Origin of the sequence: Neobacillus mesonae (assembly GCF_023715155.1) — a bacterium.
Lineage (GTDB): Bacteria > Bacillota > Bacilli > Bacillales > Cytobacillaceae > Neobacillus > Neobacillus mesonae_A.
In genome coordinates, this window is sequence record NZ_JAMBNQ010000007.1 from 116,268 (window position 1) to 128,277 (window position 12,010).

The 12,010-nt window shown below is 41.5% G+C and carries 9 protein-coding genes and 1 pseudogene; 9 read left to right on the forward strand and 1 reads right to left on the reverse strand.

What is annotated here, in order from left to right:
- Positions 1-120: 120 nt before the first annotated feature.
- The 5 genes and pseudogenes from M3183_RS09160 to M3183_RS09180 all read left to right on the forward strand — a co-directional run bounded on the left by M3183_RS09160 (position 121) and on the right by M3183_RS09180 (position 4,641).
- Complete coding sequence (locus tag M3183_RS09160; RefSeq protein ID WP_251468729.1) at positions 121-723, forward strand: cell wall hydrolase; 603 nt, start codon at positions 121-123, stop codon at positions 721-723.
- Positions 724-1,013: 290 nt separating this feature from the next.
- Positions 1,014-2,430: pseudogene (locus tag M3183_RS09165) on the forward strand (NAD-dependent succinate-semialdehyde dehydrogenase).
- Between the two features lie 123 nt (positions 2,431-2,553).
- Positions 2,554-3,687, forward strand: a complete 1,134-nt coding sequence (locus M3183_RS09170; RefSeq protein ID WP_251468731.1) for an HAD family hydrolase — start codon at positions 2,554-2,556, stop codon at positions 3,685-3,687.
- 205 nt (positions 3,688-3,892) lie between these two features.
- A complete protein-coding gene (locus tag M3183_RS09175) occupies positions 3,893-4,252 on the forward strand; it encodes a hypothetical protein (RefSeq protein ID WP_251468733.1) in 360 nt (119 codons plus the stop codon).
- A gap of 98 nt (positions 4,253-4,350) precedes the next feature.
- Positions 4,351-4,641 (forward strand): hypothetical protein, encoded by a 291-nt coding sequence (locus M3183_RS09180; protein WP_251468735.1) that lies wholly within the window; start codon positions 4,351-4,353, stop codon positions 4,639-4,641.
- Between the two features lie 356 nt (positions 4,642-4,997).
- Here M3183_RS09180 and serA read toward each other — a convergent pair whose 3' ends face one another.
- Positions 4,998-6,620 carry a phosphoglycerate dehydrogenase gene (gene serA / locus M3183_RS09185; RefSeq protein ID WP_251468737.1) on the reverse strand — a complete coding sequence of 541 codons (1,623 nt, stop codon included), beginning with the start codon at positions 6,618-6,620 and terminating at the stop codon, positions 4,998-5,000.
- A 584-nt stretch (positions 6,621-7,204) separates the two neighbouring features.
- Here serA and M3183_RS09190 point away from each other — a divergent pair.
- The 4 genes from M3183_RS09190 to serC all read left to right on the forward strand — a co-directional run bounded on the left by M3183_RS09190 (position 7,205) and on the right by serC (position 11,701).
- Positions 7,205-8,494 (forward strand): homoserine dehydrogenase, encoded by a 1,290-nt coding sequence (locus M3183_RS09190; protein ID WP_251468739.1) that lies wholly within the window; start codon positions 7,205-7,207, stop codon positions 8,492-8,494.
- A 2-nt stretch (positions 8,495-8,496) separates the two neighbouring features.
- Entirely contained in the window at positions 8,497-9,570 is a 1,074-nt protein-coding gene (gene thrC / locus M3183_RS09195) for a threonine synthase (protein WP_251468805.1), read from the forward strand.
- Positions 9,557-10,489 (forward strand): homoserine kinase, encoded by a 933-nt coding sequence (gene thrB / locus M3183_RS09200; protein ID WP_251468741.1) that lies wholly within the window; start codon positions 9,557-9,559, stop codon positions 10,487-10,489. The genes thrC and thrB overlap by 14 nt, the downstream gene beginning before the upstream one ends.
- A 117-nt stretch (positions 10,490-10,606) precedes the next feature.
- Positions 10,607-11,701: a 3-phosphoserine/phosphohydroxythreonine transaminase gene (serC, locus tag M3183_RS09205; protein WP_251468743.1), complete on the forward strand. Its 1,095-nt coding sequence runs from the start codon at positions 10,607-10,609 to the stop codon at positions 11,699-11,701.
- Positions 11,702-12,010 lie beyond the last annotated feature (309 nt).

Genomic DNA, 12,010 nt, shown 5'->3' on the forward strand with positions numbered 1-12,010 from the left:
CATTATCGTACTAGTAATAAATCTACCATTTTTATAGTTACCACTTTTTGGCTAATGAATAAGTATGTTACAACTGATAGCCTTGAATGTAGAGAGACGAACGAAACAGGAGGTTATCAAATGAATAAATTTAAGAAACTATTAATCTCAGCAGGTTTAATTTTATCAATGTCAGCATTCACGTTAAATGGAACTTCTGAAGCAGCAACAACTACACACAAGGTTCAATCTGGTGAAACTTACTGGAAAGTGGCAGTTAAATATGGGGTGCCTGTAAAATCATTAATGCAAGCAAACCATGCAGCAAACTCTAATCTATACGCAGGCCAAAATCTAGCAATCCCAAATTCTACTGTTACGCAAGCTGAAAAAGAATTAATGGCACGTCTTGTACATGCCGAGGCTGTTGGCGAACCATATGCCGGTAAAGTTGCGGTTGCTACCGTTATTTTAAACCGTGTTGCCAGCTCTGAATTTCCAAACTCAGTTAAAGGTGTAATCTATGAAAAAGCTGGTGGACACTTTGCATTTACACCAGTAATGAATGGAGCCATCAATAAAACTGCAGATGCCGCATCAAAACGGGCTGTAAATGAAGCACTTGCATTTAGAGGCCAAGGCAATGGATCCTTATTTTTCTACAACCCCAAGACTTCCGTAAGTAAATGGGTTGCAACTCGTCAAGTGACTGTGAAAATTGGGAAACATGTTTTTGCAAAATAATTATTAATAGAATGTGAATATTGAAAGCTTTTTATACAAAAAACAGCAATTCCGAAATTTGGATATTGCTGTTTTTTTGTTTTAAAAAAGATGCAAGTGTTTTCAATACATTGGATAAATTAAATAAAAGAGTTTTATGAAGTAAATTTTTAAAAAATCTGAAAAATACACCCTAAAGAGATTCCAAATACTTGAAGAAGGCTTGCCTGTCGTTTAGAATAAAAGTGAACGTATTATGGCTGGGAGGTAAAGAAATGGGTGTCGTAAACCAAGAATATCAAATTTACCCAATGTATTTAGATGGAAAATGGGTCGGAAATGATTATGAAATTTTTACCGAAGTGACGAATCCAGCAACAAAAAAAGTAGTTGGGGCGATTCCTACGGGAGGCGCCGTAGAAGCAAAACAGGCAGTAGATGCTGCACACCGCGCTTTTAAAGTGTGGGCAAAGAAAACAGCAGAAGAGCGCAGCCGTCTGCTTTAAATGGCATCAATTGATAGACGAAAATAAAGAAGAGATTGCTAGAATTATGACCATTGAACAAGGCAAGCCATTAAGAGAGGCACTTGGCGAGGTTGTGTATGCTAATAGTTTCATCTCATGGTTTGCAGAAGAAGCAAAACGTGTGTATGGGGAAACGATTCCAGCAACACATCCTAATAAAAGAATTCTTGTCCGTAAAGAACCAGTAGGAGTAGTGGCGGCCATTACGCCGTGGAACTTCCCGGCAGCCATGATTACAAGAAAGGTCGGACCGGCACTAGCTGCAGGCTGTACCTGTGTAGTAAAACCAGCAAACCAGACTCCTCTTACAGCTTTGAAACTGGCGGAACTTGCTCATGAAGCAGGAATTCCTAGCGGTGTGATAAATGTAATTACGGGTAAGTCTTCTGAAATTGGGGAGGCATGGCTGAAAGATCCACGTGTAACAAAAATTACTTTCACAGGTTCCACTGAGGTTGGAAAAACATTAATGCGCGGTGCAGCTGAAAATGTTAAAAAAATCTCGCTGGAGCTTGGCGGCAATGCACCATTTATTGTTATGGATGATGCGAATTTAGAAAAAGCAGCTGCCGGACTTGTTCAGTCCAAATTCCGCAATGCCGGCCAAACATGTATCTGTACAAACCGAATTTATGTTCAAGAGGGTGTTGAACAAGAGTTTATTAATCTATTTAAAGCAGAATTAGAGAAATTAAAAGTTGGCAACGGATTGGAAGAAGGCGTAGATATCGGTCCATTGATCGATAAACCGGCATATAAAAAGGTTGAATCCCTTGTCAATGATGCCGTTAAACATGGCGGAAATGTTGCCTATACTGGTTCTAAACCCGAAAATGAAGATGGATTCTTCTATGCGCCAACCATTTTAACGAATGTTAAAGATGACATGGAGTGTATGAAGGATGAAATCTTTGGACCGATTGCCCCCATTTCCACTTTTAAAACAGAAGAGGAAGTAATTGAGCGTGCAAACAATTCACGATATGGTTTAGCTGCCTATGTTTATACGGAAAACCTAAGCCGTTCATTTAGAATTACCGAGCAGCTCGAGTATGGAATTGTCGGCTTAAACGATGCACTCCCATCAGTTGCACAGGCTCCATTCGGCGGTTACAAGGAGAGCGGTCTTGGCCGGGAAGGCGGTCATTTTGGCATTGATGAGTTCTTAGAAATAAAATATATTTCTATTGGATTAGATTAATATAATACTTAAACTAAGAGGAAGCCGTGGCTGTTGATGCTGCGGCTTTTTCTGCTTTATATTACTGTGGTGCTGTGTTACGATAATGTGAAAAAGAATGCTTTGAAATGAGGGCGGAGAGCTTTGATTAAAACCATTTTATTTGATGTTGACGGAGTATTGTTAAGTGAAGAACGCTATTTTGATGCTTCAGCATTGACTGTTTGGGAAATGCTGATGAGTCCAAACTATTTGGGACTTTCGCCGGAAAAGTTTAACATAAACCCTAGTGATGAAGAAATTAAGCAAATTAGAGATACTGTATTCCAACATGATCAGGTCCTAGGATTCCAAAAATCCCGCGGCCTAAATGCCAACTGGGACATGATCTATCTATCATTCAGCCATCAATTAATCCACCTTTTGGAACAAATCAAGGAAAAAGAGTCTGCAAAAATCAACACCTGGTGTCAGGCACCAATCAATCGAGAAGTGCTGCTGGAGATAGGCAAGGTGCTTGCAAAATATGAAGTGAAAGTAGATTTTAGTTCGTTTGTGGAAGATTTTAAACGTTCGAATGCAATGAAGGCCGAATTGCTTGGATACTTGAATGTGATTGCAAAAGAAAAGCTCGAAGTGAAGACTACGATTTTTGAAAAAGGTGAACTTTGGTCTGTGTGTGAACATGTATCACAGGAATGGTATGTCGGGGATGAGAACGTCCTGGCTTCAACCGGAAGACCGTCTGTACAAACCGGTAAACAGGGTTTCTTGGCAAACGAGACAACGCTGGCACCTAAAGAAGAAATTGCCCGGTTGTTTCAGTCCCTGGCATCTTCAGGATTCACCATTGGGATTGGGACAGGCCGCCCTGAGCTTGAAGTCGTCCAGCCCTTCCATCACTTAAATTGGCTTGAGCATATCGATGAAAACCGAATTGTAACAGCTGATGATGTCTTGAAGGCGGAAAAAGAAAATCCAGATCAGCTGTCATTATCAAAACCGCATCCCTTCACATTTATTATGGCATTAAAAGGAAAGGGCACCCCTTCTAAACAATGCTTGGAAACAGAACTGCCGATTGAAAATGGACAAACAGTACTCGTCGTCGGAGATTCTCTGGCTGACCTATTAGCTGCAAGAAAAATGGGCTGCCAGTTTGCTGCTGTCTTAACAGGGCTTTCTGGAAAAGCAGCTCGTGCTGAATTTGAAGAACATAAAGCAGATTATATTTTGGATTCTGTGATGGATGTTCCTAGTATTTTAGAGAATAATTGATTTGAGATGTTTTTGGAAAAAAGCTTACGTGACTGAAATGGGGAAATATTGAATGATTGGGTCAAGTAGAAGGAGTCTAGTTGCTCGAAATGGGGAAAAGAGGAATGATTGGGGAAAGTAGAGCGGTTGGGTCACCTATGAAAGACAACTTCCTCTGAAAAATCAAGATTCTGTCTTTCATCTGGGCTATGAAAGACAAGTTCTTTTGGAAAATCAAGATTCTGTCCTTCATCTGGGCTATGAAAGACAAGTTTCTCTGAAAAATCAAGATTCTGTCCATCATCGAAGCGATGAAAGACAAGTTCTTTCGAAAAATCAAGATTCTGTCCATCATCGAAGCGATGAAAGACAAGTTCTTTTGAAAAGTCAAGATTCTGTCCTTCATCGAAGCTATGAAAGACAAGTTTCTCTGAAAAATCAAGATTCTGTCCATCATCGAAGCGATGAAAGACAAGTTCTTTCGAAAAATCAAGATTCTGTCCTTCATCGAAGCTATGAAAGACAAGTTTCTCTGAAAAATCAAAATTCTGTCTTTCATCTGGGCTATGAAAGACAAGTTCTCTGAAAAATCAAGATTCTGTCCATCATCGAAGCGATGAAAGACAAGTTCTTTCGAAAAATCAAGATTCTGTCCTTCATCGAAGCGATGAAAGACAAGTTCTTTTGAAAAGTCAAGATTCTGTCCATCATCGAAGCGATGAAAGACAAGTTTCTCTGAAAAATCAAGATTCTGTCCATCATCGAAGCGATGAAAGACAAGTTCTTTCGAAAAATCAGGATTCTGTCCTTCATCGAAGCGATGAAAGACAAGTTTCTCTGAAAAATCAAGATTCTGTCCTTCATCGGAGCGATGAAAGACAATTTCTTTTGAAAAATCAAGATTCTGTCTTTCATCGGAGCGATGAAAGACAAGTTCTTTTGGAAAATCAAGATTCTGTCTTTCATCTGGGCTAGACCGGATCTAGTTGCCCGAAATAGAAAAAAGCAGAACGGTTGGGTCACGTAGTCCGGGTCTACGTGACCGGAACAGGAAAAAGTAGAATGATTCGGTCACGTAAAACGAGTCTACATGCCCGAATCAGAAAAAACCAGAGTGATAAGGTAACATAAAAGCAACTGCCCAAGTCCAGCCAATCCAGGAAAACCAAATCCAATAAAGCTCACGTAGCCCCAACCCAACCCAACCCCAACCAACCAAACCGCATTCCAACAATCCCAAACACAAAGAAGCGGACCCAATCACCACCGATTTGGCCCGCTTTCACCTTCCCGAAAATTCACACAACGAAACGTAAATACTCTCACCCCTGCTATTCCACAAACCCCGATTCCAAGGAATCCACATTCGTTAATTCAAGCAATTGAGCTTCTATCAATCCCTCAATGAGTGTCAGTTCACGCAGAACCTCAGCTCCCAATGCTTTATCTAATGTGAGCACCATAATCGCTTCTCCGCCCACCTCCGCACGGCCCACCTGCATGGTCCCAATATTCATTTGATAATCTCCGAGCAATGACCCCACTTTTCCAATCATGCCTGGCACATCTTGATGTTTAATATATAAAAGGTATTTTTCCGGCTTGACATCAATTCTGTATTTATTGATCTTCACAATTCGTGCTCCGTACCCATTTAAGACGGTTGCCCCAATTCGGGCGGATTCTGTTCCTTGGATAACAGAAAGCTCCATATAGTTGGCGAAGCCTTTATCGGCCGTATTTTTTTGTACATTATAGGAAACGCCCTGTTCCTTTAAGAGGTGGAGCACATTAATCAGATTCACCGAATCACTTAAATGATAGGAAAGAATTCCGCGGAGCAGGGTTCGTGTCAGTAATTCCGTATCTTCATCAATTAAGTCACCATAATAATGAATATTGATTTTCTCAGGTGCCTGCTTTTTCAGCAATTGAATAATGAGCTGTCCCATTTGGTCTCCGAGGAGTAAATAGGGCTGGAGCTTTGCTTGGGTTTCACCTGACATTTGCGGCATATTCACAGCATTTTGGATTGTTTGGGTTTCAAAAATATCAATAATTTCTGCGCTGACTTCCTGTGCTACTTTTTCCTGGGCTTCCACTGTTGATGCCCCCAAATGCGGCGTCACAATGATATTCGGGTTATGCAATATTTCAGGATCAGCTGCTGGTTCTTTTTCAAAAACATCCAGTGCTGCTCCAGCCACATGACCTGCCTGAATGGCCCGCACTAACGCTTTTTCATCGATTATGCCGCCGCGGGCACAGTTGACCAAGCGAACGCCCTTTTTCGTTTTGGCAAAAAATGCATCATTGATAATGCCCCTTGTATCATTGGTCAGTGGAGTATGCACGGTAATAAAATCCGATTGGGCAGCAATTAAATCTAAGCCAGCCTTGGTAATGCCCAGCTTTTTCGCCCGGTCATCTGTTAAGTAGGGGTCAAATCCTAAAATGTTCATGCCAAAGCTTTTGGCCCTCTTGGCCACTTCTGTCCCGATTTTTCCCATGCCGACGATACCCAGCGTTTTCTTATATAGTTCCACGCCTTTAAACGAATTTCGGTCCCACTCACCGGATGCGGTTTTTTGATGGGCCTGGGGAATTTTCCGGGCGAGTGCCAGCATCATCGCCAATGTGTGCTCTGTTGCAGCAATCGTATTGGCTCCTGGGGCATTGATTACGATAACGCCTTTTTTCGTAGCCGCCTGGACATCGATATTATCAACACCAACACCTGCACGGGCAATCACACGGAGGTTCACAGCAGCATCCAGCAGGTCTCCTGTCACCTTTGTTTGGCTGCGAACAATCAGTGCATCATACTTTCCAATCCTATTTTTTAATTCGTCTGTTGGCAATGTCGGATGTCTATCCACGATAAAATGCGGATGATCGAACAAACTTTTTAAACCGGTCTGGCTGATTCCATCTGTAACAAGCACTTTATACATGTTTCATCCTCCTCGGTTTCTTCAAGCGGCCTTTTCGTATAAAAATAAAACGTCCCCCATAACAGACATAGTGGTCTATTATGAGGGACGTGGAAAAACGTGGTGCCACCCTCTTTCGCTGCATACAAGCATTGCAGCCTCAAGGAATGTAACGGTTTGACCCGGGTCTGCCTACTATTAAGGTTCAGCAGCCAGTTCAGAAGGGCTGGGCTTTGACCGGCACTTTGCTGGTCTATTAAAAAACAGCGCCGGTTCGCAGCATCCACCGGTTCTCTGAAGCTATTTTTTAATGCCGTCTTCATCATTACCTATAATAAATATAAAATTTAGTGAATTTTCTAAATTAATGTTTATTCTACATTCAGTTTAAAGTTATGTAAAGGGTCAAAATAAAAAAATTTTGCAGATTATTTCATAAAAAAAATTTACCTTTCAGCAAAAATCAATCATAATGCAATAGTAAGCGATTTCGATTTTATTATTCTATAAACATAACTATTGTAAAAAGATTCAGAGAATCTTATAATGTCTACAACAGAAATACATTTGTTCACAGTGGGAGGACATAAAAAGGAGGGGATTTAATGAAGTCAATCTCGATTGGTTTGTTAGGTTTGGGCACTGTCGGGACGGGTGTAGTTCAAATTATTAAAAATCACCAGGATAAATTAATGCACCAGGTTGGCTGCCCGGTTGAGGTGAAAAAAATCCTTGTACAAAATGTACATAAAAAGAGATCGGTTGACATTGACCCAGGACTATTAACTGATCAAGCAGATGATATTTTATTAGATCAAGATATAGATGTAGTCATTGAAGTAATGGGCGGCATTGAAACGACCAAAGACTATTTGATTACGGCACTTCGTCAAGGGAAACATGTAGTGACGGCCAATAAAGATTTAATGGCCCTGCATGGTTCAGAACTATTAACGGTTGCATCAGAATATGGATGTGATTTATTTTACGAAGCCAGTGTCGGCGGCGGGATTCCAATTTTAAGAGGATTGGTCGACGGTTTGGCATCAGACCGCATCACACAAATGATGGGGATTGTGAATGGAACCACAAATTATATTTTAACCAAAATGACCAATGAAGGAAGATCTTATGATGAGGTCCTGAAAGAGGCTCAGGAACTTGGGTTTGCGGAGGCTGATCCTACTTCTGATGTTGAGGGGTTGGACGCAGCACGCAAAATGACTATTCTTGCCACACTGGGATTTTCGATGCACATTGATTTGGCTGATGTTCAGGTCAGCGGCATCTCGAAAGTGACGGATGAGGATATCCGCTATGGCAAGAAATTAGGCTATACGATGAAACTGATTGGCTATGCCCATCGTGAAGGCGAAAAAGTGGAGGTAAGTGTGGCACCAACCTTCTTATCTCACAATCATCCGCTCGCCTCCGTTCAGAATGAATTTAATGCCGTTTATGTTTACGGCGAGGCTGTAGGAGAAACGATGTTTTACGGACCAGGTGCAGGCAGCCTGCCAACTGCATCAGCCGTTGTTTCTGACTTAGTGGCTGTGATTAAAAATTTACGAATTGGTGTAAATGGTAAGAGTGCTGTATCACCGCAATATCCGAAACAGCTGAAGGAAGACAGTGAGAAGTACTCTAAGTATTTCTTGCGGATCCGCGTTCAGGATGAGGTTGGAGTTTTTGCAGAAATAACCACTATTTTTGCGAAATTCGGGGTAAGCTTTGAAGAGATTCTACAGCTGCCTGTGAAAGAACATGAAACATCTGAGATTATCTTAGTAACACACAGAGCTTCATTAACAAATTATGAACATATTTTACAGGAATTACGTGATTTATCAGCAGTCAAGGAAGTAAAAAGCACATATAGGGTAGTGAGGAAATAATGATGAAAAGATGGCCAGGATTATTAGAAGCATACAAAGAATATTTACCAATCAATGAACAAACTCCGAAACTTACTTTAAACGAGGGAAATACACCATTAATTAAGCTTGAAAACCTTTCTAAGGAATGGGGAGTCGAGCTGTATGTAAAAGTGGAAGGAGCAAACCCAACCGGTTCATTTAAGGACAGGGGAATGGTTATGGCGGTTGCGAAAGCCATTGAGGAAGGCACAAAAACAGTTATTTGCGCCTCAACTGGAAACACTTCTGCAGCGGCTGCGGCTTATGCGGCACGTGCAGGAATTAACTGTATCGTGGTGATTCCAGAAGGAAAAATTGCTCTGGGAAAACTTGCCCAAGCCATGATGTATGGTGCTGAAATCATCTCCATTGAGGGGAATTTCGACCAGGCACTAAAAATGGTTCGAAATATTAGTAAAGTAGAGCCGATTACATTAGTCAATTCCGTAAATCCATACCGGCTTGAAGGTCAAAAGACAGCTGCATTTGAGGTTTGCGACCAGTTAGGCTCCGCTCCTGAAATCTTAGCAATTCCAGTCGGAAATGCCGGCAATATCAGTGCCTATTGGAAAGGCTTTAAAGAATACAATGAGAAAAAAGAAACAGGGCTTCCAAGAATGTTTGGTTTTGAAGCAGCAGGAGCAGCGGCTCTTGTTCATAACCGCGTGTTTGAAAACCCTGAAACAATTGCAACCGCCATCCGGATTGGAAACCCGGCAAGCTGGGATTTAGCTGTCAATGCCGTTAAGGAATCTGAAGGACAGTTTGACGAAGTAACGGATGAAGAAATTGTGGCGGCATATAAAAAACTAGCAAGAACGGACGGCGTGTTTGCTGAGCCAGCCTCTTGTGCGTCAATCGCCGGTGTATATAAGAGCATTCAAAACGGAAAAATTGCCAAAGGAACAAAAATTGTGGCTGTCCTAACCGGTAATGGCTTAAAAGATCCAGATACCGCGATTAACAGCAGTCTTGTTACACCGACTCAACTGCCAAACGATGAAAAAGCAGTTGCAGACCATATTCGAGGGGTTGTAACAAATGCCTCAAAATAAACGTTGGATGATCAAGGTTCCCGCAAGTACTGCGAACCTTGGTCCTGGATTTGACTCCATAGGCCTGGCACTTAATTTATATTTGACATTAGATGTTGAAAAAAGTGACCAGTGGGAGTTTGTTTCCTCCAATCAAGAACTGACAGACCTGCCAAATGGAGAACAGCATTTTATTGCTAAGACAGCATTAGGTGTTGCTGAAAAATATGGCAAAGTTTTATCGCCGTTTAAAGTAAAGCTTGAAAGTGAAATCCCCTTAGCAAGGGGATTGGGCTCCAGTGCTTCAGCAATTGTTGCTGGTATCGAGCTTGTAGACCTGGGCTTAGGCCTCGGTCTGTCAAAAGAAGATAAACTTCTGCTGGCAACAGAGCTTGAAGGACATCCCGATAATGTCGGGGCTTCCATTTATGGTGGATTAGTGGTGGGATGCTACCAAAATCAGGAGGTAGATATGCTGTCATTTGCTAATCTTCCGTTTGAAGCGGTCGTGGCAATCCCACAAGAAATTTTATTAACAAAGGATTCCCGGGGCGTCCTGCCTAAAGACTTTTCCCGTGCAGAGGCAATTGCCGCTTCCTCAACAGCTAATCTCTTGGTTGCTGCTTTGGTGAGCAAAAATTGGGAATTAGCAGGTAAAATGATGGAGCGCGATCGTTTTCATCAGCCATACCGCCGCCCGCTTATTCCTTTCTATGAGGATGTAGAACAAGAAGCGAAGAAAAATGGGGCATTCGGCACAGCATTAAGCGGGGCTGGTCCTTCTGTTATCTGTTTTGCGGAAAAAGGAAAAGGGGAAAAGCTTGCGCAAGTCTTACAGCAAAGTTTTTCAAACATGACAGTAAAATTATTGCAAGTTGATTATCAGGGAAGTTTTGCGGCAGAAGAATCTTCCCAGATAGAAGGAGCTTGTATGAAGTAAAGGCAGCATTTTGCTGCCTTTCGCTGTTGGCATATAATTTTTTATTTTAGTCATTCATTTTTCATTAATAATGTTATAATTTAATGGTCTAAAACGTTAAAACGGGAGTGAAATAAAATGAGCATACAAGTGAAACGGGCTTACAACTTTAATGCTGGTCCTTCTGCCCTTCCATTGGAAGTGCTGGAAAAAGCACAGCAGGAATTTATAGATTTCCGCGGTACAGGCATGTCTGTAATGGAACTAAGCCACCGCAGTAAAGACTATGATGAAGTACATAATCAAGCTAAGGCATCCTTAAAAGAATTGTTGTCCATTCCTGATGATTACGAAATTTTGTTTCTCCAAGGCGGGGCAAGCCTGCAGTTTTCCATGATCCCAATGAACTTCTTAACACCAGACCAAAAAGCTTCATATGCCATCACTGGCTCATGGTCAGAGAAGGCCTTTAAAGAAGCTAAGCTTTTTGGAAACCCATATGAAGCCGCAAGCACAAAAGATAGTAATTTCAGCCGGATTCCACAGCTTAGTGAATTAAAGTATAATGCTGATGATGCATATTTACATGTAACATCCAATAACACTATTTTTGGTACAGAATGGAAGGACTATCCGGCCATTGATATTCCATTGATTGCCGATATGTCGAGTGATATTCTTTCAAGACCGGTGGATGTAAGCAAATTTGCCTTGATTTATGCTGGAGCACAGAAAAACCTTGGACCTTCTGGTGTGACAGTCGTGATTGTACGTAAGGATCTTCTTGAAAAAGCCAATACGAATATCCCGACCATGTTGAAGTACAGTACTCATGCAGAAAAGAACTCCTTGTACAATACACCGCCTACTTTCGGCATTTATATGCTTGGTGAAGTTCTGAACTGGGTAAAAGGCATTGGCGGAATGAATGAAATCGTGAAACGTAATGAAGAAAAAGCAAAATTACTTTATGATGCCATCGACGAAAGTAATGGATTTTATGTTGGACATGCTGCAAAAGACAGCCGTTCACTTATGAATGTTACCTTCCGTGTAAAAGATGAAGAATTAGAGAAGAAATTCTTGGCTGAAGCAAAACAGGAAGGCTTTGTCGGCGTTAATGGCCACCGTTCTGTTGGCGGCTGCCGTGCTTCTCTCTATAATGCCGTTCCATTTGAAGCAGCCAAAGCATTCAGTGATTTTATGAAACAATTCCAAAAGGTTAATGGTTAATTCCCTAGATGAAGGACCACACTTCGATGAGAAGGCTGTGGTCCTTTTTTCTTTTTATTTATTAGTTGAATCCAGATTCAGCGCACAGTCAGTTTTCACCCTTGTATAGGCTCCTTCGAGTATCTTGCGTGAGACGATAGCTTTGAGCAGTTCGATGCCAAATAACCTGGGGCTTTAAAAAAACCTTCAGGGTCATGAAATTTGCCAGCCTTTAGGGTAAACAGCTAAGGAAAGCTGCTAAGAATCAGCATCGCAGGAACAAGGTAAGCTTGTTCCAAAGACGCTGACACTTTTTGTTTGTACACGGTT

Excerpts from the sequence above, each read along its gene's own strand:
- M3183_RS09160 (WP_251468729.1), top strand. The coding sequence starts at position 121 with ATGAATAAATTTAAGAAACTATTAATCTCAGCAGGTTTAATTTTATCA.
- serA (WP_251468737.1), bottom strand. The coding sequence starts at position 6,620 with ATGTATAAAGTGCTTGTTACAGATGGAATCAGCCAGACCGGTTTAAAA.
- M3183_RS09190 (WP_251468739.1), top strand. The coding sequence starts at position 7,205 with ATGAAGTCAATCTCGATTGGTTTGTTAGGTTTGGGCACTGTCGGGACG.
- thrC (WP_251468805.1), top strand. The coding sequence starts at position 8,497 with ATGAAAAGATGGCCAGGATTATTAGAAGCATACAAAGAATATTTACCA.
- thrB (WP_251468741.1), top strand. The coding sequence starts at position 9,557 with ATGCCTCAAAATAAACGTTGGATGATCAAGGTTCCCGCAAGTACTGCG.
- serC (WP_251468743.1), top strand. The coding sequence starts at position 10,607 with ATGAGCATACAAGTGAAACGGGCTTACAACTTTAATGCTGGTCCTTCT.